Source organism: Polaribacter sp. Q13 (genome assembly GCF_016858305.2).
Lineage (GTDB): Bacteria > Bacteroidota > Bacteroidia > Flavobacteriales > Flavobacteriaceae > Polaribacter.
Genome location: NZ_CP074436.1, coordinates 2,632,946 through 2,656,193, shown reverse-complemented (window position 1 = coordinate 2,656,193; position 23,248 = coordinate 2,632,946). Strand labels below are relative to the sequence as shown.

Sequence of the window (23,248 nt, the reverse complement as noted above, 5' to 3'; positions counted from 1 at the left end):
CAATAATAAAATATTTAAAAAAGATAATTATTTTAATTTCAAACAAAAAAATCAGTACTAAAAAGCACTGATTTTTTTAAACTTATATAAAATTAAATCTTAATCTCTAGACATAAATATTCGTAAAACATACCAAAAAAGTAACATTAAAGAAGCGAATAAACCTAAAGAAGCAGGTATGTAATCTTCTGTTCCATATTTATTTACCAAGTTAGAAGTTTGATATAAAATAGAACCTCCTGCTAATACACACATTCCTACAGAAAACCATAAACCTAAATCGAAACCAAATAAAGAACCTGCAATAATTAAACCCATTGCAATAAAAAAGCCAACAGTTAAACCAGCTTTTAAAAATGAAAAATCTTTTTTAGTAACAAAAACAACTGCAGATATACCAGCAAATAATGCCAAAGTAACTATTGCTGCTTGTTGTACCAATTCTGAACCATCTGTATAATAAATTGCGATGTATAAAAGTGGGACAAAAATAAGTGCTTGTGCAAAAATATATAGCGCATAAGCCAAATATTGTGTGTTTTTATCGGTTGTTTTTAAAACAGTACTTTCAGCATAATTTGTAACTAGCATAAAACCGCCTAACATTATTAACCAACGCCAACCTTGTGTCATAGACATCATAAAGTTTACAATCATACTACTTTGAAGTAATAAATATTCAAAAAGCACAAATACTAAGACCCCACCAGCAACGTGTGCGTATGTTTTTTTGTAAAAATCTACACGAACTTGATCTGTAGATTCGATTAATAATACTTTGTTTTGAAAAGTGTTTTCCATATTTTAAATTTTTAAATAAAGGTATTCTTTTTGTCGAAAATAATAAAAGGTAGGATGAAAATTTATACTTTTTTGATGACGTTTGTTACAATTCCCCAAATCATAAAATCATTCTCTTGGGTAATGTTTATAATGGGGTAATTAGGATTTTCTGGTTGTAACCAGATTTCATTTTTAGAAACTCGAAGTCGTTTTACAGTAAATTCGCCATCTAAAAAACAAACGGCTATTTTATTGTTGGCAGGTTCTAGACTTCTGTCTATAACGAGTAAATCATTATCGTCTAAACCAGCACCAATCATAGATTGGCCTTTTACTTTTGCAAAAAAAGTAGTGTCTTTATTACTGATTAATTCATCATCTAAAGAAATTCTAGTTTCACTAAAATCATCTGCAGGAGCAGGTAAACCAGCGGAAATGCCCACATCAACAAAAATAGCTCCGTTTCCAGAAGGCATTTTTGGAGTAAAAAAAGTAAGTGTTTGAGATGTTTCCATTTTTATGCAAATTATAACTTTTCTTTAAACTTTTAAGGATTTATTTTACAATTAAAATACGGTCTTACAATCATTACAGATGTTCCTTGTTTTTTCAAAAAAAGGAAACAGCATATAAAATACATTTTTTCTTTGTGTAGGAGCAACTAGCACTCTATTAGAATGGCAATTTGGGCAAGAAATTTCGTTTCCATTTTTATCTTTTTGATACACTCTAATATCATTGTAAACTTTAACAGCTTTCTCAAAATCATTTTTATGAATCAATAATTTTACGCCTCCAATGGCATTGCTAATTAAAGGATCTGAATCTATGGTTTTTTCATCCATTAACAAAGTTCTAAAACCTTCTGAATCCATTTTAGATTTAGTAACATGTGCTTCCGTTGAGTATTCGAAAACCGCTAAAATTAGATACTCATTATTCATGAAAAAAATAAAAATTTATTGGGAGTTAAGGTAAGAATTTCTCTTATTTATTCGGTTTCTTAAATCTAATAATTTGTAATCTATTTTTAAAGGTGATGTTTTTTGATGAAAACTTATTCATCAAGATACCTCTTAGACACTTTATGATAAGCACTTTTTAACTTTTTAATTACAGGTTCCATTTCTGCTATGTCTAGATGACCAAAACCAAAACGAATAGCACACGTGTTTTTATTTTGATAAAGAATTGTCTTTGGAAGGAATAAATCGTTTTTCTCGGCTTCTTCAGCTAGTTTTACTAAAGATATTTGATGCTGAAATTGGATCCAAATTGCCAATCCGCCAGAAGGGATTTCCCATTGTGCTAGTTCAGAAAAATATTGGGTTAGGAGTTGGCATAAACAATCTCGTCTTTGTTTATAAATGATGATGTTTTTTTTCATTAAACGATAAATTTCACCTTCATAAATTAATTCAGATAACATCTGTTGCTGAATTAAATCTCCTTGCTCATCTAATAATTGTAAATAATTTTTAGCTTCAGAAATTAAATTTTCTGGCGCAACTACAAATCCCGTTTGAAAACTCGGAAATAAAGATTGTCCTAATTTCCCCAAGTAAATTACCATTCCGTTGGCATCTGCACTTGCCATGGGTAACATGGCAGAACCTGTAAACTGAAAATCGTAATCGTAATCATCTTCAATAATTGCAAAGCCATATTCTTTTGCCAATTGCAACAAAGCCAATCGACGTTCTGCACTTAATTTTACCATTGTTGGGTAATCTCTATGTGCACAGATGTATACACATCGTATACTTCCTTTTATAAAATGTTTTTTAATATAATCGATATCTAAACCATTAGCATCTACCGGAATTGTTTTTATAGTGGCTCCTGCTTGCTGAAAAATCATATTAGCAACATAATTGCTTAAATTTCCAACCAAGACTAGATCGTTTTGTTTTATCAAAAGTTGAGAAACAATGTACAAACTCATTTCTGTACTTCGCGTACTTATTAAGTTGTGTGGATTTATATGAAAACCTCTTGTTGCATTTAAAAAATTACAAAGTTGTGTTTCAAATAAAGAATAGAGAGATTCATTAGATCTGTTCCATTTTTTAATTAACGTTTTTCGTTTCATAGCAGCGCTATACCATCTTGTAAAATCGTGTACAGGATGCAAACGGATATCTGGTTTTCCGTCATTAATTGTATACTTTGCATCTGTTAACTGATTAGTAGATGCTAAATGAAATGATTTTTGAAAAGGAAAACCTGTTGTTGTAGCATAGCTATATGCTTGATTTATTTTTTGTGTAGGTGCTTTTATTTTGGCTGTTTTTAGCTCTGGTTCTAAAACATAAGTACCTTTATTGGGTATAATTTCTACCCAACCCTGAGACGCTAATTCGTCATAGATGGCAACTGCCGTATTTCTATGGACTTTTAAGATTTCACCTAACATTCGTGTTCCTGGTAAAAGGGTGCCTTTGGTTACATATCCACGTTGTATTGCATTTATAATTTGCTGAGATACTTGAATATATACAGGTTGTGATATCGATTTATCAAAATCAATGAGTTGTTTAAATAATGTATTAACCGGACTATCTTTCATTTTAAAACTGGACTAGTTTAGTCGTCCGGGAAGTTACGACTTTTGCAGTATATTAAAATTACTATTTATGAAAATTAAAAAGACGATAATAATTATTTTATTATTTGTTGCTTTTCAAGCACATGCGCAGGTAGAACCTATAAAAAGAGACACACTAAAAGAAGTTGTTATTACTTCTACAAGAATAGATTTGCCTTTTAAAGAAAATTCTAGAACTATAGATGTTATTTCATCCGAAGTAATAAAAAATAGTGCAGCTACAAATGTTGCCGATTTGTTACAACAAGTGGCAGGTGTAGATATTAGAAGAAGAGGAACTGCTGGGAGTCAGGCAGATTTATACATTAGAGGTGGTGGTTTTGATCAAACTTTACTTTTAATTGATGGTATTAAAATGGATGATTCTCAAACCGGGCATCACACATTAAATGCAGCTTTACCAATAGAAGTTATTGAAAGAATAGAAATTATTAAAGGTCCTGCAGCAAGAGTTTTTGGGCAGAATGCATTTACCGGAGCAATAAATATTGTTACTAAAAAGAAATTAGAAAATATTGCTTCTATAAATGTAGAAGTTGGTTCTTTTGGGCAATCAAATAGTTCTGTCACAGTTGGTAAAGAATTTAAAAATTCATCAATTATTGCGCATGTTGGTACATTAATTTCAGAAGGTTATAGACATAATTCTGACTATGAAAATAAAAACTATTTATTAAAAGGAATTTTCAATAAGAAAAAACAACCCATAGAAGTAATTGCTACCTTTTTTGATAAAAAATTCGGAGCAAATGGATTTTATGCTAGTGCAACCGCTACAGAACAGTATGAAGAAACGGAGAGTAGCTTATTAGGCGCTTCTACTACTTTTAGAACAGAGAAATTTAAAATAACGCCAAGAGTTTATTGGAAAAGAGGTCAAGATGAATATGTGTATATAAGAGATAACCCAAGCGTTTATAGAAATCTACACATTAGTCATAAAGTAGGTGTAGAAACAAATGCTTCTTACACATCTGCTCTTGGTATTACAGGTTTCGGTGTTGATGTTTCTAGAGTATTTATTAATAGTAATAATTTAGGAAATAGAAAAAGAACAATGGCTAATTTTTTTTTAGAACACCGTTTTAAATTAGCTGATGGCCAAATAGATATTACTCCAGGAGTTGCTGTTACTTATTTTTCTGATTTTAAATTCCAAGCTTTCCCTGGGTTAGATATTGGTTTAAAATTAGCAGATAACTTAAAAGCTTACGGAAACCTAGGTGTTACTTACAGAATACCTACATACACAGATTTGTACTATAATGATAGAAGTACAATTGGAAACTCTAATTTAAAACCAGAAGAAGCATTTGCACAAGAAATTGGTTTAAAATACAACACCGAAAGATTTACAACTTCTGTGGCAATTTTTAATAGAGATGCAGATAATTTAATTGATTTTATTAGACCAGACACAGATCCTACTTCAAAATACGAAGCAACAAATATTGCAAAAGTAAATACCAAAGGTTTTGAGTTTAATACAGATTATCGTTTTAAATTAAATGAGTTTAATCAGTCTTTATCTTTTGGATATAATTTTTTAGATGATGATATTTTAGATCAAAATAAAGATTTATCTCGTTATTCATTAAACACGTTAAAACATCAATTTATAACTCGTTTTGCAAGTAAATTGTTTAAAAATGTAAGGCAAAATATTATTTATAAATATGCAGAAAGAACTATTGGTACAAGTTATAATGTTTGGGATGCTTCTATAATTATAGATGTTAATAAATTTAGTTTTACAGTTACCGCTAATAATATTTTTGATGCCGATTATATAGAATCTGGTTATGTACCAATGCCACCAAGTAATGTTTTATTTGGGTTGCGTTATGGGTTTTAAATAAATAGAATAAAATTATGATTATAAAGCCTTTACGTATATCTCTATGTAAAGGCTTTTATTGTTTTAGAAATATAAAAAAAATGTTATGAGTAAGATGAGAAATGATTGGACAAAAGAAGAAATATTAGAAATTTACAATAAACCATTAATGGAGCTGTTGTACGAAGCCGCCACTATTCATAGAAAACAACATGATCCTAATGTGGTGCAGGTATCTACTTTACTTTCAATAAAAACAGGAGGTTGTTCTGAAGATTGTGGTTATTGCGCACAAGCAGCAAGATATCATACAGATATTGAAGGGAATGATTTAATGTCTGTTGATCAAGTAAAAGCAGAAGCCTTAAGAGCTAAAGAAAGTGGGAGTTCTAGAGTTTGTATGGGAGCAGCTTGGAGAAATGTAAAAGATGGGCCACAGTTTGATCAAGTTTTAGAAATGGTTAGAGGTATTAATAAACTAGAAATGGAGGTTTGTTGTACTTTAGGAATGATTACAGAAAATCAAGCAAAACGTTTAGCAGAAGCAGGTTTGTATGCGTATAATCATAATTTAGATTCATCAGAAGAATATTATAAAAAAGTAATTTCTACACGTGGTTATCAGGATAGATTAGATACGATTGATAATGTTCGTAAAACAAGTGTAACCGTTTGTTCTGGTGGAATTATTGGAATGGGAGAAAGTGCAGAAGATAGAGCGGGAATGTTAGTCGCTTTATCAACTTTAAACCCACAACCAGAATCTACACCAATTAATGCCTTGGTTCCTGTTGAAGGTACTCCTTTAGAGGATCAAAAACCAGTTGAAATTTGGGATATGGTAAGAATGGTAGCAACAACCAGAATTGTAATGCCAGAAACACAAGTTCGTTTATCTGCAGGAAGAACTCAAATGAGTAGAGAAGGGCAAGCAATGTGTTTCTTTGCAGGTGCAAATTCTATTTTTGCTGGAGATAAATTATTAACAACTCCAAATCCTGATGTAAATGAAGATATGAAGATGTTTAAAATGTTAGGTTTAAAACCTCAAAAACCCTTTACAAAAAAGATGCAACCAGAAACGGTAGAGGCTATAGATTCTATGCTAGAGACTTTAGGAGAAAAACCAAAATGGACAAGACCAGGCCATAAAATTGATAGAAATGAAGCGGCCAAACAAAAAGGTCAGATGTTAAAAGGTTAAAAGTAACACTCCTTTTTTTTATCTAAACCTGCTCGCTTATTTTTCGAATTTATAAAAAGAGAATGAGAGAAAAGCTTTAAAAAACACTCAGTTTTTAGTAGAAGTAAACAGTTACAAGCTCATTACGCTGCAAGGTTTTAAAATCTTTGTAAGTGTAACCTGAATTTTAGACAAACTGAGAATATTTACTATAAAAATCTCCATTTTTATAGTAAATTGCCATGAAAGTCCAAGAATTAAAGTTTATCTTGTCTCTTGGTTCTAAAAATTTTGATTTTTAAAAACATGAATAGAGACGAAATACTAAAAGCAATAGAAGAAAAATACGATAAATTAGGTGTTCCTGTAGATTCTATGCTAGAAGGTTTGCTTTGGAGTACGCCAATAACGTATTGGGACTATATTCAGACAGATGCACTTTTAGGTTTACAAACCCCAAGAACTACACAGCCAGATGAAATGGTTTTTATCATGTATCATCAAGTAAATGAGTTGTTATTTAAAATGATTTTGTGGGAAATTGATCAAATTGCCAAAACGATAGAAGTTACGGCAGATAAATTCTCTATGCATTTAGGCAGAATTAGTCGCTATTTTGATATGTTATGCAGTTCTTTTAATGTGATGGCAGATGGAATGGAGAAGGAGCAATATCTAAAATTTAGAAATACTTTAACGCCTGCTAGCGGTTTTCAATCGGCACAGTATCGTAAAATAGAATTTGCTTCCACAGAATTAATCAATTTAATAGACGTTCGTTTTAGAGATGAAATTGACAGAAATTCATCTTTTAAAAACGCATACAATCATTTGTATTGGCAAGCAGCCGGTAAAAATTACACAACCGGACAAAAATCTACCTTATTAAATCTTTTTGAAAAAAAGTATATGGGAGATTTTATCGATTTTATGGAAGATTATAATGATATTAATTTGTCTTTAAAATTTAAACAACTGCCTAAAGAAGTGCAAGAAAACGAAGATTTAATAAAAGCTATGCGTCATTACGATTATACGGTAAATGTAAAATGGGTGATGGCACATTATAACGCAGCTGCAAAATATATTGGTGGCAAAGAGAAAGATTTAGAAGCTACAGGTGGCAGTAATTGGCGTAAATATATGCATCCAAAATATCAGCGAAGAATTTTTTATCCGTTCTTATGGAGCCAAGAAGAATTGAAAAATTGGGGGACGTTTTAAGTTTAATTATTCCTTAAGTAAACATTTATAATTAGTTAATAAATGGCTTTTTATTATTTTGGAACGGTAATTGTCATTACTTTTTTATAAGTTTGGTTTTCTATGAAAAAATATACTCTATTACTTTTTACCCTATTATTCTTTACAATGGCTTATAGTCAAGAGAGTTCTGTTGCTTTTAAGAGTGGAGAATCCCTTCGTTATAAAATGAGTTATAGTGGATTTTTAAGAGCCGGAACTGCCCTTTTAGAAGTTGTAGAAAAAGACTTTAATGGTAAAAAAGTATTTCATACAAAAGGAACCGGTTGGACTTCTGGTATGATTAAATGGTTTTTTAGTGTAGATGATACCTATGAAAGCTACTTTGATAGAGATACCGTAAAACCGTATCTTTTTAAAAGAAAAATTGATGAAGGAGGCTATAAAAAACATAGAATTACTTCTTTTAATTATGATTCTAACAAAGCGTATGTTCAAGATTTTACCCTACAAAAAGACACTTCTGTAAATTTTTCTAATGTACAAGACATACTTTCTTCTTTTTATTATTTAAGAAATAGAAATGTTAAAAAGATGAAAGAAGGAGAAGAAATTGCCATAGATATGTTTTTAGATTCTCAGGTATATCCTTTCAAATTACGTTTTTTAGGAAGAGAAACTTTAAGAACAAAATTTGGTAAAATAAATACTTTAATTTTTAGACCTTTGGTTCAATCTGGTAGAGTCTTTAAAGCGCAAGAAAGTGTTACGCTATGGATTACCGATGATGCTAATAAAATTCCAATTAAAATGAAAGCAGATTTGGCTGTGGGTTCTCTTAGAGCCGAGTTAGAGCATTACAAAGGTTTAGCAAATCCTTTTTCTAAAAATTAAGAAATTTTTAACGAAACCGATATCGGAAGTTCATAAAGATAGCACCCTAAAGAATTTTTTTTATTTGTACTTTTGAAGACTACATTCAATAGCACAATTTTTTGAAAAAAATAATCTTCCTTTTAGTATTTATTAGCTCCTTTTTATCTTGTAAAAAAGAGGTAGAAAAACCAGTTATAGCGCCAGTTAAAGTAAAACCTAAACCAGTTTATAAATTTGGGTATAAAATTGATGATTATAAATTTATTCAAGATACTATTAAAAGTGGCGAAAGTTTTGGTGAAATTTTAGATAGACACCATGTTGGGTATCCAAAAATTAATGAAATTTCTACAACAATAAAAGAAGTTTTTGATGTTAGAAGATTAAGAGCAGGAAAACCGTATGTAATTTTATCTAGTAAAGATTCATTAGAAGAAGCTAAAGTTTTTATTTATAAGGATAATTTAATTAATGCCACAGTGGTAGATTTTAAAGATTCTATCATTGACGCACATGCCTATGCGCAGCCCATAAAGACAGTAGAGAAAATTGTTGAAGGTGAAATTAACTCTAATCTTTCTAATGCTATGGATAGTTTGCATTTATCACCAAACTTAACCTATGCTGTAGCAGATATTTATGCTTGGACTTTAGATTTTTACAAACTACAGAAAGGAGATTCTTTTAAACTAGTTTTTGAAGAAAAATACATTAAAGATTCCTTATTTGCAGGGTATGGAGAAATTAAATCGGCTGTATTTAAACATAAAGGAACCGATTTATTTGCCTTTAGATACGTGTCGGATTCTAAATTAGGTATTCCGGAGTATTATGATGAAAATGGAAATATGTTGCGTAGCCAATTTTTAAAAGCACCTATAAAATTTCAGTATAGAATTTCTTCTCCTTATAATTTAAAAAGAAGAATAAAACATTACGGCTATAGAATAAAGCCACATAAAGGAACCGATTTTGCTGCAAACGAAGGAACTCCAATTATAGCAACAGCTAGTGGAACAGTTATAGAGTCTACAACAAGAGGAGGGAATGGTAGATTTGTTAAAATAAAACATAATAGTACATATTCTACTCAATATTTACATATGAGAAAGCAAAATGTAAAGAAAGGTCAATATGTAAAACAAGGAGATGTTATAGGATGGGTTGGACATACAGGAAGTACAGAAGGAAGACATGTATGTTATCGCTTCTGGAAAAATGGCAAACAAGTAGATCCTTTTAAAGAAAAATTACCTTCAGCAGAACCTTTAAAGAAAAGTTTAATACCTGAATACTTAGAGTTTATTAAACCGCTTAAATATCAATTAGAAAACAAAATACTTCCGGTTAAGGAGCCAGAAGTTGTAGAAAAAATAGCACAAAATTAAAAGAAAATGGCATTAAAAAACATCAACCCAACTACAACCAATGCATGGAAAGCATTAACAAATCATTTTAATGATATTAAAGATATCAAGATAAAAGATTTATATAAAGACGAAGATAGAAAAGAAGATTTTTCATTAATATTTGATGATTTATCAGTAGATTTTTCTAAAAATAGAGTGACCAAAGAAACTATTGATTTACTATTAGATCTTGCAAAAGAAGTAGATTTAAAAGATGCTATAGAAAAACAATTTGCTGGTGATGTAATTAATGTAACCGAAGGGAGAGAAGTTTTACACACTGCTTTAAGAAGTACTTCTGATGAACCAATTTTGGTGGAAGGCAAAAATATTAAACCACAAATACAAGCAGCTTTACGTAAAATTAAAAGTTTTTCTAATAAAGTTATTTCTGGTAAATGGAAAGGATATACAGGTAAATCTATTACAGATATTGTAAATATTGGTATTGGAGGATCTGATTTAGGACCAGATATGGTTGTAGAGTCTTTAAAATTTTATAAGAATCAATTAACTACTCATTTTGTATCTAATGTAGATGGAGATCATGTTTCTGAAGTGATGAAAACTTTAAACCCAGAAACTACTTTATTTGTAATTGTGTCTAAAACATTTACAACACAAGAAACCATTACCAATGCAGAAACGCTTAAAAATTGGTTTTTAAAATCGGCAACTATTTTTGATATCCCAAAACACTTTGTGGCGGTTTCTACAAACTTAGAAGCAGTAGATAATTTTGGAATAGATAAAGCAAACGTTTTCCCTATGTGGAACTGGGTTGGTGGTCGTTTTTCTCTTTGGTCTGGAGTTGGTTTGTCTATTAGTTTATCTGTTGGTTACGATAATTATAAAGAACTTTTAGATGGGGCAGAAGAAATGGATCTTCATTATAAAAATGAAGATTTCGAGAACAATATTCCAGTAATTTTAGCATTGTTAAGTGTTTGGTACAATAATTTTTACGGAGCAGAAACAGAAGCAGTTTTACCATATTCTCAGTATTTAGCAAAACTTCCGGCTTATTTACAACAAGCAATTATGGAAAGTAACGGTAAAGGTGTAGATAGAAATGGCGAGAAAGTAACTTACCAAACAGGTACAATTGTTTGGGGAAGCACAGGTACCAATATGCAGCATGCTTTTATGCAATTAGTGCATCAAGGAACCAAATTAATTCCTGCAGATTTTATTGGTTATAAAGAATCTTTATACGGTTTAACAGATCATCATAAAAAATTAATGTCTAATTATTACGGTCAAATGGATGCTTTAGCTTTTGGTAAAACAAAAGAAGAAGTTCATTTAGAATTAAAGTTTTCTGGTGATGAAGAAAAAATTGCGAAACTTTTACCTTTTAAAGTATTTGAAGGAAACAGACCAAGTAATGCTATTTTGTTTGATAAGTTAACACCACGTTCTTTAGGAAAACTAATAGCAATGTATGAACATAAAATTTTTACACAAGGTATTTTATGGAACATTTATAGTTATGACCAATTTGGTGTAGAGCTAGGAAAAGAAATGGCTAAAAAATTGTTGAATAAATCTTAATCAAGAATTTTTAATAGAAAAGAATTCCTTTAGAAATTGCTTCTTAGGTTTACTTATAATACACAAGAACCTGCTTTATAGCAGGTTTTTACATGTTTAGAAAATAGGTGTTTTTTTCAGTTAAAATAAAACTAGCAAAAAACATCCTCATGTAATACCAAAACTTTAATATTCTTTCCTTTTTAGATGTTGGTTACATATTTTCATTTTATCATTAAAAACGTTAAATTTTTAATAACTTAAAAGTAACAATTCTTTTTTGTTGTAATAGTATCGTTTTCAGTTAATAGAGTGTAGTTTTTTGTTTTAGATGTCTTAATTTTTTGTTAAACCTTAACATTAAGTTAACATTAAACGTCTGTAAAAAGGGGAATTTTGCAAAACATTTAATAACATAAATTTAAAAAATGAGAAATTTTAAAAACTTATTATTTGTAGCGTTACTTTTTGTATCGGCTACTGTTTTAGGACAAACTAAAATTACTGGTACAGTTGTAGATGATACAAACCAACCTTTACCAGGCGCAAGTGTTGTTGTAAAAGGCACAACAAACGGAACATCAACAGATTTTGATGGAAAATTTACGCTAAAAGCAGATGCTAAATCTGGTTCTATCGTTATTTCTTTTATTGGTTTTACAACCAAAGAAGTTACTTTTTCTGCTTCAAAATCTAATTTGAGAAAAATTAAATTAGTTGAAGATCTTGGTGCTTTAGATGAAATAGTTGTTACTGCTACATCTTTTGCAATTGACAGAAAAACGCCAGTGGCAGTTTCTACGATTAAAGCAGCAGATATTGAAGTTAAACTAGGAACACAAGAATTTCCTGAAATTTTAAAATCTACTCCTGGTGTATATGCTACAAAAGCAGGTGGTGGTTATGGAGATTCTAGAATTAACTTACGTGGTTTTAGTTCTGAAAATGTTGCTGTTATGATTAACGGAGTTCCTGTAAACGATATGGAAAACGGAGCGGTATACTGGTCTAATTGGTCTGGTTTAGCAGATGTTACTTCTGCAATGCAAGTACAAAGAGGTTTAGGAGCTTCTAAAGTGGCTGTGCCTTCAATTGGTGGTACTATTAATATTATCTCTAAATCTACAGACGCTTTAAAAGGAGGAAATGTTACAATGTCTACAGGGAATGATGGATACCAAAAATATGGTATGACTGTATCAACTGGTTTAATGGACAATGGTCTTGCTATTACTGCATCTGCAGCAAAAGTTTCTGGAGATGGTTACGTTAATGGAACACAATTTAGTGGGGTTAACTACTTTTTAAATGTTTCTAAAATTATTAATCCGAATCATAAATTATCTTTTAATGTTATTGGGGCTCAACAAACTCACGGACAAAGATATACTACAAAAACGATTGCTCAAAATAGAGCAACAGAACAAGGAGGGAAAAGATTTAACCCAGATTGGGGATATAGAAACGGACAAGTAGAAAATAATTCTTATAACTTTTATAATAAACCACAAATCTCTTTAAATCACGATTGGACAATTTCTGATAAAACGTATGTTACAACTGTTGTTTATGCTTCTTTTGGAACAGGTGGAGGTAGAAGAACTGAAGGTTCTGGTAAACTTACAAGTGACGATTACAGGCTAGGAGATATAGATCAACCAATCGATTATGATAGAATTGTACAAGAAAATAAAGATAGAGGAGCATTAGGTTCTTCAGATGTTTTTACTGCTTCTGTTAATAATCATGAGTGGTATGGTGTTTTATCAACATTAAAAACAAATTTAACAGAAAACTTAGTTTTATCTGCAGGTTTAGATGGAAGATATTATGTAGGTACTCATTATTATGAAATTACAGATTTATTAGGAGGTCAGTTTTACCAAAACCCTAAATCAAATGATAACAACTATAATGCACCTTTACAAGTAGGAGATCGTTTTAATAGAGATTATGAAGGTAGAGTTTTAAAATATGGAACTTTCGCACAATTAGAATATAGTAAAAATGATTTATCATTATTCTTATCACCTTCTATTTCTAATACAAGATATGGTAGATCTAGTTTTTTAGATGATTCATCTAACCCTAATGGAAATGTATCTGATAATGTAAATTTCTTAGGATTTGGAACAAAAGGTGGAGCTAACTATAACTTAGATGATACAAATAATGTGTTTGCAAATATTGGTTATTTTTCTAATGCACCATTTTTAACGGGTGGAGTATTTGTAGACAAAGAATCTGTAGATTTTAATGAAGATGCTACAAATGAAAAAGTATTTAGTGCAGAAATAGGATATGGTTATAGAAGTGATAAGTTCTCTGCAAATGTTAACCTTTATAGAACTTCTTGGTTAGATAAATCTATTGCACCATCAATTCAAGATCCAGATAATGTTGGACAGTATTTAAATACAAACATTACAGGGTTAGATGCATTACACCAAGGTGTAGAAATTGATTTTATTTATAAGTTTTCAGATAAATTAAAGTTAAACGGAATGTTGTCTTTAGGAGACTGGACTTGGCAAAGCGATGTACAAGGAGATGTACTTAAAGATGATGGCTCATTATTTAAGCAAATTATAGTAAATGCTAAAGATTTAAAAGTAAATGATGCTGCACAAACTACCTATGCGTTAGGTTTAACTTATAATGCTTTAGAAAATTCTACTGTATTTTTAGATTATAATTATGCTGGTGATATCTATGCTAATTTTGACTTTAGTAAAGGTACAGAAGATAGAATGAATACTTGGAAATTACCTTCTTATCATTTATTTGATTTAGGCTTTAGACATGGTTTTGAAATAGCAGGTTTAGATACTACTTTATCTGGTAAAATGAATAATATTTTTGATGTAGAATATATTTCTGATGCTTTTGATGACAAGACTTATCATTCAGCAGAAACAGCTAAAGTATATTATGGAGCTGGTAGAACATTTAGTTTAGGTTTAAAAGTTAAATTTTAAAAAAATAAGAACATGAAAAAAATATTTTTATTATTAGCAGTTTTTTCAATGGTGTTTACTTCTTGTGATCCATTAGAAGATATAAATGAACAAATTGATGCAGAAGGACCAGCTGCAGTTGTAGGAGACGCAACTTATACGATGACAGATGAAGACTATGAGTCTTTAGAATTAGACGATTCTTATTTCGAAGATAACGATATTGCAAAGTCTATGATTCCTGGGTTTTTAATGAACAAATACCCAGCTTGGGGAAAAAAGTCTTCTGTATTGCTAAGTTATGAGTTAAAAAACGGTACAGATTTAGAAATTGTAACAGATTATACCTCTGCAACAAGTTATAATCTTGCTAACGCTGATTATCCTAGTGCTGGAGACAATGCAACTGGTTTTTACGAAACTGAAGAAGCTTCAGATTATATACCAGCAATTTTAACTACTAACATTGCTAGTCCAGAAAAAGGAGATGTAGCATTAGTTGGATATTCTCAATATGTTGGTGAAACAGTAAACGGAATTACAGAAATCTTCTCTAAAGATTTTGTAAACGCAGGAACTTTATTAGATTTTGAGGCTATAAGTGTTTCTGGAGACCAAGTTTGGGCTGGAACTAATTACGGAGCAAAAATGACAGGATTTGTTTATCCTGATGCTATTGCAAACGAAGATTGGTTAGTTTCTAGTGAAATTGATTTAACTAGTTTTACAAATGCAAAATTTCAAGTAAATCAAATTTTTAATAAAGGAGATTATAATTCTGTAAGTATTTTAATTTCATCAGATTATACAGACGATGTTGCTACAGCTACTTGGGAAGAGATTAACCTAACAAATGTTCCTGATGGAACAAGTTGGACTGCAGTTGAATCTGAAGAATACAGTTTGTCTGCTTATGATGGAAAAAAAGTGCACATCGCATTTAAGTATACATCTACTGATTCATCTGCTGGTACTTATGAAATTGTAAAAGCTACTATTAAGGCACCAGGTGTTGAAGGAGTCTCTGTAGATAAAGACATCTATTATACTTTCGATGGTTCAGATTGGGGTATATCAGAAGGTGTTTACTATTTAAGCAAAGAAGATTATGATATTATGGGAGAAAATTCTGGTCAACCAGGAAAATATAATAATTTTTCTAGCTCTATAAACCCTAATACATATATCTCTACTTTCTTGAAAAACAAATATACTTATGCTCAAGAAGGAGATGATTTATTGGTTTTCTTTAAGTATTTCTCTGAAAGTACTACTAGTGTTAGAGGAAATGAATTTACTTTTACAAATGGAGAATGGGTAGCTCATGAAACTAAATTTCAGTTTGGTCATGATGGTTCAGTTTGGGTTCCAGACAACACTATTAAGTACACCTTAATTAGAAATGATGATTATGCATATATAGCTTCTCAATTAACAGAACCAGAATATGCTAGTTTAATTGGTAATTTGGCTTCTTATGGAGACTTCGATTATAATTGGGATAAAAAAGTACAAATACCATATGCTTTATCTTTTCTCTTGCCTCATATAGCACCGAATGCTGAGGAAGGACAAAAATATACTTTAACGTATGTTATTTATGATAATGGAGAAAATGATTATCAAACAAGTTTCATAAAAACAGATGGAGTTTGGGTATTAAATGATTAATATTCACTTATCAATTATACAAATTTTAAAAACCACCTCAAACGAGGTGGTTTTTTTATTATTAAAATTAGTAACTTTACAGCTTTAAAAATCATAAAATATAATGAAAGACATACATTCTTATTGGGCATACCTTGTTTTAGCAATTTTAATATTTGCAGTATTTAATGCAATAACAGGAATTATTAAAAAAAGAACATTTACAGATAAAGATTTAAGAATCGGTTTATTTACCCTTATAGTATCACATATACAGTTATTAATAGGTGTAGCTTTATATATTTATCAAGGAAGATATACGAATTTTTCTGGAGCTATGGGAGACAAAGCAGCAAGATTATTAGCGGTAGAGCACCCATTAATGATGATTATTGCCATTGTATTTATAACCATAGGTTGGTCTAAACACAAAAAACAAACAGAAGACGCTGCAAAATTTAAAACCTTTGCCATCTTTTATGGTGTTGCTTTACTATTAATTCTTTCTAGAATCCCTTGGAGTAACTGGTTTTAATCTCAGGGCGATAACCAAGGTTTTAATTGGCCGAAGCTTGCCTTAAAATGAAAAATATTTGCTTAAGAAGCATTCCTTCTACCCTTGGGTAGAGGTTGTAGATTAGCTAACTTTTCTGCCTAAGCGGAAACCTAATATTAGATTTAAATGAAAATTTTAAGTTACATATTATCCCCAATATTTGTAGTAGTGTTTTTTGTATCACTACTCATATTTCATCCCTTACAATGGTTGGGATTAAAATTATTTGGCTATAAAGGACATCAAACGGTGGTAGATTATATGAACTGGTTTTTATCAAAAACACTTTTAATTTTAGGAGTCGTAGTAAAGATTAATAATCCGCATAAATTACCAGAAAATTGTTCGCTTATTTTAGTGTCAAACCATCAAAGTATGTTTGATATTTCTCCAATTAGTTGGGCATTTAGAAAACAGCAACCAAAATTTGTCTCCAAAAAAGAGTTAGGGAAAGGCATACCAAGTATTTCCTTTAATTTAAGACATGGAGGTGCAGCATTAATAGATAGAAAAGATCCAAAACAAGCAATTTCAGCTTTAATTACCTTTGCAAAAAAGATTAAAGAGAACAATTGGGGAGCTGTTATTTTTCCAGAAGGAACCAGAAGTAGAGATGGTATTCCTAAGAAATTTGCAATAAACGGACTAAAAGTCCTCACAAAAGTCAATAAAGAAGGCTATATTGTGCCGATTACCATAAATAATTCGTGGAAAATTTTTAGATACGGAAAATTTCCATTAGGTTTAGGTAGTCCAATTACATTTACAATACATCAACCAATAAAAATAAATTCATTACCTTTTAATGAATTATTAGAACAAACAGAAACGGTTATTAAAGACCACATAAAATAAAACCATGTCTATACACAACGTAAGAAAAGAAGTGATGCTAACTTTAGAAAAAAGTATGGATCGTTTCATGGAAAAATACTTAATTCCTGCAGAAAAAATTTGGCAGCCAACAGATTTTTTACCTAATTCTCAAAAAAACTCTTTTATAACAGAAGTAGAAGAAATTAGAGAATTATCTAAAGAATTACATGACGATTTCTGGATTGTTTTAGTAGGAGATACTATTACAGAAGAAGCATTACCAACCTATGAATCTTGGTTATTAGATTTAGATGGAGTAAGCCAAGATCCAGATAATAGTTGGGCAAAATGGGTAAGAACTTGGACAGCCGAAGAAAACAGACACGGAGACGTGTTAAACAAATACTTGTACTTATCTGGCCGTGTAAATATGCGCGAAGTAGAAATTTCTACACAACATTTAATTGCAGATGGTTTTGATATTGGTACATCTACAGACCCATACAAAAACTTTGTTTACACAAGTTTTCAAGAATTGGCAACCTATGTTTCACACAACAATGTAGCTAAAATTGCACGTAAAAAAGGACACAAAGCCTTGGCTAAAATGTCTAAAATTATTGCAGGAGACGAAATGCGTCATCATAAAGCCTATACAGAATTCGTAAAAGAAATCTTTAAAATAGACCCAAGTGAAATGATGTTGGCTTTTCAGCACATGATGAAATATAAGATTGTAATGCCTGCAATGCATTTAAGAGAATCTTTTGAAACAAAAGGTAGTTTGTTTGATGATTTTTCTATCGTTGCACAAAGAGTAGGTGTGTATACAGGTTTCGATTATGTAGACATTTTACGAAAACTAAACGAAGCTTGGGAAATTGATAAAATTACAAATCTTACGCCAGAAGCAGAAAAAGCGAGAGATTATTTAATGAAATTACCAGACAGAATGCAGCGAATTACAGAAAGAATTGTAGTTCCAGACACAGACTTTAAATTTAAATGGATGATGAATCCTAGTTAGTATTAGAAGCTATTTCTTGCTAGGAGTTTATCTTGAGCGAAGTCGAAAGGTTATATCTTTTTGTGAAAAACAAAAAGGTTAAGAATATCAACAGTTATTCGAACGACTTCAATAAGGGCTAAACTAGTTTGCTAACTAATAACATAATAAATACATAAAAGCCATTTCAGTTACTAAAACTGAAGTGGCTTTTATATTAATTACAAATCCTGTGTCATTCCGACAGAAGAGGAATCTAGTCAACTTTTTTTTGTTATTTATAACCTTTTATTTATTCAGTAAACAAAAAAGAATCTCTATCATTTAAAAAACCCATTTTTTCTCGAATTCTATTTTGTTCAGACTTAAGTAAAGTAGCCTTTACAATTCCAACTTCATTCTTTTTTAAGTTGGAAAGTTCCTCACCAAAAAAGTCAATCACCAAAGAATTTCCAGAATAGGCATAATTATTAGCGTCTTTTCCTGTTCTATTTACGCCAATAACGTAAGTCATATTTTCTATTGCACGCGCTTTTAAAAGCGTGTCCCAAGCTTTAATTCTAGTTACCGGCCAATTTGCCATAAAAATTAAAAGATCGTAATTTTCTGTATTTCTAGCCCAAACGGGGAAACGTAAATCGTAACAAATCAACGGACAAATTTTCCATCCTTTGTAATGTACAATCAGTTTTTCCGTGCCAGAAGTGTATGTTTTATCTTCTCCTGCCAAGGTAAAAGAATGTCTTTTATTGTAGGTTTCTATTTTACCAGAAGGATGTACAAAAACCAAACGGTTGTAAAATATTTTGTCACCTTGAGCGCAGTCGAAAGGCCTTTCAGAAATTACCAAACTCCCACAAATAGCAACGTTTTTTTTCATAGCCATTTTTAGCATCCAAGAAACCGAATTTCCATCCATCTTTTCGGCAACCTTTTCAGTATTCATGGTAAAACCAGAAGTAAACATTTCTGGCAATACCACAAGATCTGTATTTTTAGAAAGCGCATTTATTTTCTCTTCAAAAAAAGCTAGATTTTTAGAAGGATTTTCCCAAACTAAATCGGCCTGAATACCAACAATGTTTAATTCATTTTGCATTTTTTTATTCTTAAAATTAAAAAATTGATTACTCAAAAATAGGATAAAAATTGTAATTTGGTATTTATTATTAATCTCTTGACTGTGCTCGAGGAGACAAGTTCTCTTAAATGTCCGGTCAAGCGCAGTCGAGACCAATTTTAGCTATGCAATCTTTTATTTCTGATACAATAGAGAACATTTTAAAAAACACAAAATCTTTTGAAGATGTGGTGTTTATACTTCCATCTCAAAGAGCAAAAGTGTTTGTAAAACAAACATTTAAAGATAAAATTACCGTTGGTTTTTTACCAGAAATTATAAACGTAGAGCAGTTTATTAGCAAAATTTCAGGAATAGAAAAAGCAGATAGCATTCAGTTATTATTTCATTTTTACACCATTTATAAAGGTTTAGAGAAAACACCTGTTACTTTTGATGTTTTCGCTTCTTGGGCATTTACTGTTATTCAAGATTTTAATGAAATAGATCAGCATTTAACAAATACAAAAGATATCTTTCATTATTTAAGAGATATTCAACGCTTAAAAAAGTGGTCTGTAGAAGGAGAGTTTACGGAGACGGAATTAATGAAAGATCATTATTCTTTTTTAGAAAAACTAAACACGTATTACAATGCTTTTTATCAATTTTTAAAAGAAAAAAATATTGGATATCAAGGTTTAATTTATAGAGAATCTTGTGAGAAAATAGACTCGTTTTTAGCGAAAAATGCAACTAAAAAATTCTTTTTTATTGGTTTTAATGCATTAAATACTGCAGAAGAATTGTTGTTTCAAAAGGTTTTAGAAAGTGGGAATTCAGAAATTTATTGGGATATTGATGAAGCTTTTTTTAAATTAAATCATCAAGCAGGTAGGTTTATTAGAAGGTATAAAAAAGAATGGAAATACTATGAGAAAAATGAGATTCAAACGCTTGGAGATACCTTTTCTGCACCTAAAAAAATAGAAGTAATTGGAGCATCTAAAAACACGACTCAAATTAAATATGCTGGAGAAATTTTAGAGAAAATTACAGATTTTAAAAATACAGCTTTGGTTTTAGCCGATGAAACGTTGTTGCCGATAACGTTAAATTCTTTACCTAAAAATATCAATGCTATTAACATTACCATGGGATATCCGTTAAAAGATGTACCTACCACCAATTTGTTGTTTTCTATTTTTCAATTGTTTATTTCTCAGGATAAATTGCAAAAATCAATAGTAAATGAATTTTATTACAAAGATGTAATTCGATTTTTAAAACATCAATCTATTTATAAATTAATACCAGAAATAGACGCATTTTCAGACAATATAGCAAAGCATAACCAAACATTTATCAACCAAAATGACATTCATAAGTTATTAGAAAATTCAGACGTAGATTTAAAACAAGTACTGGTTTCTATTTTTAGTTCTTATGCTTCTATTGATGAGTTCTTAGACAGAATTTTAAAATTAATAAATTATTTAAAAGAAGATGTAGGTGAATTAGAAAAGGAATATCTGTTTCGCTTTTATACCACTTTTACGCAGTTAAAAACATTACAAAATGAGTTTAAATATTTTCCAGATTTAAAAACATTAGCCCTTTTTTTTAGACAATTAATTTCTTCGGAAAGTTTATCATTTCAAGGAGAACCTTTAAGAGGATTGCAATTAATGGGTATGTTAGAAACCCGTGTTTTAGATTTCGAAAATATTATTTTAATTTCTACAAACGAAGGGGTTTTACCTGCCAATAGTCAGCAAAATTCTTTTATTCCTTTTGATGTTAAGGTAGAATTTGGCTTGCCAACGTATAGAGAAAAAGATGCCATATTTGCGTATCACTTTTTTAGATTAATGCAAAGAGCAAAAAATGTATTTATCATTTATAATACAGAACACGACGTTTTAGGAAGCGGAGAAAAAAGTAGGTTTGTTACGCAATTAGAAATGATGCGCTCAGACGTTATTCAGAAAACGGTTGCACCCAAAGTGGTGAATCAAAAAGTGGAATTGAAAGAAATTAAAAAGGATGAAACTGTTTTAGAAAAGCTGCAAGAATTGGCTGTAAAAGGGATTTCTCCTTCTGCATTAACTAATTATTTATACAACCCGATTTCTTTTTACAAACAAAAAATAATTAAATTAAAAGAATTTGAAGATGTAGAAGAAACCGTTGCTTACAATACATTAGGTACTGTTGTTCACGAAACTTTAGATGAGCTGTATACGCCTTTTGTTACCAAATTTTTACAAGCAGACGACATCGATTTAATGCGAAAAAAATCGAAAGATCTAGTAGTGAAACATTTTAAAGAGGCTTTTAAGAACGGAGATATTTCTACAGGAAGAAATCGTTTAATTTTTGAAGTTGCAAATAGATTCGTTAATAATTTTTTGGCACAAGAAAAGGACTTGTTAAAAGATAAAAAAAATCAATTAAAAATTTTGGCAACGGAAGAAACTTTATCCGCAGAAATAGAAATTGAAGGCATTGATTTTCCGATAAAAATTCATGGTCAGGTAGATAGAGTAGATGAATTAAATGGTGTTTTACGAATTATAGATTATAAAACCGGTATGGTTAGTAGCGCAGAATTACGTGTTGTAGAATTTGGTAAACTAAGAGAAAAAGAACAACACAAAGCCATTCAAGTAATGTTGTATGCGTATTTATACACAAAAAGTAAAAAGTATGATTTTAAGAAACCTTTAGAAGGAGGTATTTATTCTTTTAAAAATCTCAACAGTGGTTTTTTATCAGTCAATTTTTCATCCAATTATAGAAAACCAGATGTAGAAATTACAGAAGAAAAATTAGAAGAATTTATGCATGAAATAAAGACCTACATCAGAGAGATATATACCCTTGATGTAGATTTTATAGAACCAGCAGATTTAAAATACTAATACCAAATTAATTTTGATGTTTATTTGGTGTAATTTATTTTCCTTTTAAAGTTAATAAAGGAATCGGAGTATAAAACTCTTTTTTAAGTACGGTATTTTTTTCCCATAATTTTTTAAAGAAACCTCTTTTACGTCTAAAAACACATAAAACATCTGGATTATGTGTTTTAAAATGCTCTAAAACACCTTGGTACGTAGTTGCATTTTCTGTTATAGTAAGTTTAGTTTGCAATTCAATTAATCCTTTATCTAAAACTAAATCTTCATCTTTGTATCCTACAGTTTTTACTAATAGCAAATTTATTTCTGGATTAAATTTTTCAACCAAAGTAACCAAAGGATTTAAAGCTGTTTTACTTTTAATAATACCAGATTTAAATGCCATTAAAATCGATTTTATAGGTTTATAAACATAGCCTTCAGGAATGGTTAAAACTGGTAAATCAGATTTTTTAACCAAACTACCAGCTGTACTTCCTAGAAAAACACCATGTTTAATTGAGTTACTTTTAGCTCCCACAATAATTAAATCTATACCAAGTTCATTATCTATAGCCTCAACACTTTCAAGAATTCCTGCCTTAGAAGAAATTAATTTTATTTCTACATTTTTTCTATTAACAGCGCTTACCAATGTTTTAAGGTATAATTTTGTTTCACGCTCTATAATTGCAGTCATATTTACCATACTACCAGCCTTAGATTTTGCTTTGTATGCCCTAAAAACGAATAAGTTTGCATTTATTTCTTCTGCAAAATCAATGGCGTATTGTAATGTAGATTGTGCATTTTCTGTAGATCCAATAGGTACTAAAATATGTTTCATAGTTCTAAATTTAAAGCTGCA

At 30.3% G+C, this 23,248-nt stretch carries 18 protein-coding genes; 12 read left to right on the top strand and 6 right to left on the bottom strand.

Features of this window, described 5'->3' with window-relative positions:
* Nucleotides 1-99: 99 nt before the first annotated feature.
* The 4 genes from JOP69_RS10980 to JOP69_RS10965 all read right to left on the bottom strand — a co-directional run bounded on the left by JOP69_RS10980 (nt 100) and on the right by JOP69_RS10965 (nt 3,352).
* Nucleotides 100-801 (bottom strand): Bax inhibitor-1 family protein, encoded by a 702-nt coding sequence (locus JOP69_RS10980; protein WP_203392639.1) that lies wholly within the window; start codon nt 799-801, stop codon nt 100-102.
* 62 nt (nt 802-863) lie between these two features.
* Nucleotides 864-1,298 carry a LexA family transcriptional regulator gene (locus JOP69_RS10975; RefSeq protein ID WP_203392638.1) on the bottom strand — a complete coding sequence of 145 codons (435 nt, stop codon included), beginning with the start codon at nt 1,296-1,298 and terminating at the stop codon, nt 864-866.
* A gap of 51 nt (nt 1,299-1,349) precedes the next feature.
* On the bottom strand, nt 1,350-1,727 hold the full coding sequence (locus JOP69_RS10970; RefSeq protein WP_203392637.1) for a DUF2007 domain-containing protein: 378 nt from the start codon (nt 1,725-1,727) through the stop codon (nt 1,350-1,352).
* Nucleotides 1,728-1,840: 113 nt separating this feature from the next.
* Nucleotides 1,841-3,352 (bottom strand): PLP-dependent aminotransferase family protein, encoded by a 1,512-nt coding sequence (locus tag JOP69_RS10965; protein WP_203392636.1) that lies wholly within the window; start codon nt 3,350-3,352, stop codon nt 1,841-1,843.
* 67 nt (nt 3,353-3,419) lie between these two features.
* Between JOP69_RS10965 and JOP69_RS10960 the strand changes: the two genes are divergently transcribed.
* The 11 genes from JOP69_RS10960 (at nt 3,420) to JOP69_RS10910 (ending at nt 18,438) form a co-directional block, all read left to right on the top strand.
* On the top strand, nt 3,420-5,246 hold the full coding sequence (locus JOP69_RS10960; RefSeq protein ID WP_203392635.1) for a TonB-dependent siderophore receptor: 1,827 nt from the start codon (nt 3,420-3,422) through the stop codon (nt 5,244-5,246).
* 88 nt (nt 5,247-5,334) lie between these two features.
* Nucleotides 5,335-6,432, top strand: a complete 1,098-nt coding sequence (gene bioB / locus JOP69_RS10955) for a biotin synthase BioB (RefSeq protein WP_203392634.1) — start codon at nt 5,335-5,337, stop codon at nt 6,430-6,432.
* 285 nt (nt 6,433-6,717) lie between these two features.
* On the top strand, nt 6,718-7,635 hold the full coding sequence (locus tag JOP69_RS10950) for a tryptophan 2,3-dioxygenase family protein (protein ID WP_203392633.1): 918 nt from the start codon (nt 6,718-6,720) through the stop codon (nt 7,633-7,635).
* Nucleotides 7,636-7,737: 102 nt separating this feature from the next.
* Nucleotides 7,738-8,508, top strand: a complete 771-nt coding sequence (locus JOP69_RS10945; protein WP_203392632.1) for a DUF3108 domain-containing protein — start codon at nt 7,738-7,740, stop codon at nt 8,506-8,508.
* 101 nt (nt 8,509-8,609) lie between these two features.
* Entirely contained in the window at nt 8,610-9,878 is a 1,269-nt protein-coding gene (locus JOP69_RS10940) for a peptidoglycan DD-metalloendopeptidase family protein (protein WP_203392631.1), read from the top strand.
* A 6-nt stretch (nt 9,879-9,884) separates the two neighbouring features.
* On the top strand, nt 9,885-11,453 hold the full coding sequence (gene pgi, locus JOP69_RS10935) for a glucose-6-phosphate isomerase (protein ID WP_203392630.1): 1,569 nt from the start codon (nt 9,885-9,887) through the stop codon (nt 11,451-11,453).
* Nucleotides 11,454-11,860: 407 nt separating this feature from the next.
* A complete protein-coding gene (locus tag JOP69_RS10930; protein ID WP_203392629.1) occupies nt 11,861-14,410 on the top strand; it encodes a carboxypeptidase-like regulatory domain-containing protein in 2,550 nt (849 codons plus the stop codon).
* 12 nt (nt 14,411-14,422) lie between these two features.
* Entirely contained in the window at nt 14,423-16,060 is a 1,638-nt protein-coding gene (locus JOP69_RS10925; protein WP_203392628.1) for a choice-of-anchor J domain-containing protein, read from the top strand.
* A gap of 103 nt (nt 16,061-16,163) precedes the next feature.
* Nucleotides 16,164-16,574, top strand: coding sequence for a hypothetical protein (locus JOP69_RS10920; protein WP_203392627.1), 411 nt, complete (start codon nt 16,164-16,166; stop codon nt 16,572-16,574).
* Nucleotides 16,575-16,721: 147 nt separating this feature from the next.
* Nucleotides 16,722-17,450, top strand: coding sequence for a 1-acyl-sn-glycerol-3-phosphate acyltransferase (locus JOP69_RS10915; RefSeq protein WP_203392626.1), 729 nt, complete (start codon nt 16,722-16,724; stop codon nt 17,448-17,450).
* A 4-nt stretch (nt 17,451-17,454) separates the two neighbouring features.
* Nucleotides 17,455-18,438 (top strand): acyl-ACP desaturase, encoded by a 984-nt coding sequence (locus JOP69_RS10910; protein WP_203392625.1) that lies wholly within the window; start codon nt 17,455-17,457, stop codon nt 18,436-18,438.
* 271 nt (nt 18,439-18,709) lie between these two features.
* On the opposite strand, the gene JOP69_RS10905 is transcribed toward JOP69_RS10910, so the two are convergent.
* Nucleotides 18,710-19,516 carry a nitrilase family protein gene (locus JOP69_RS10905; protein WP_203392624.1) on the bottom strand — a complete coding sequence of 269 codons (807 nt, stop codon included), beginning with the start codon at nt 19,514-19,516 and terminating at the stop codon, nt 18,710-18,712.
* Between the two features lie 110 nt (nt 19,517-19,626).
* Between JOP69_RS10905 and JOP69_RS10900 the strand changes: the two genes are divergently transcribed.
* On the top strand, nt 19,627-22,401 hold the full coding sequence (locus tag JOP69_RS10900; RefSeq protein WP_252191110.1) for a PD-(D/E)XK nuclease family protein: 2,775 nt from the start codon (nt 19,627-19,629) through the stop codon (nt 22,399-22,401).
* Between the two features lie 34 nt (nt 22,402-22,435).
* Here the strand turns inward: JOP69_RS10900 and JOP69_RS10895 are convergent, their stop codons facing one another.
* Nucleotides 22,436-23,227 (bottom strand): universal stress protein, encoded by a 792-nt coding sequence (locus JOP69_RS10895; protein WP_203392623.1) that lies wholly within the window; start codon nt 23,225-23,227, stop codon nt 22,436-22,438.
* Nucleotides 23,228-23,248: the final 21 nt, after the last annotated feature.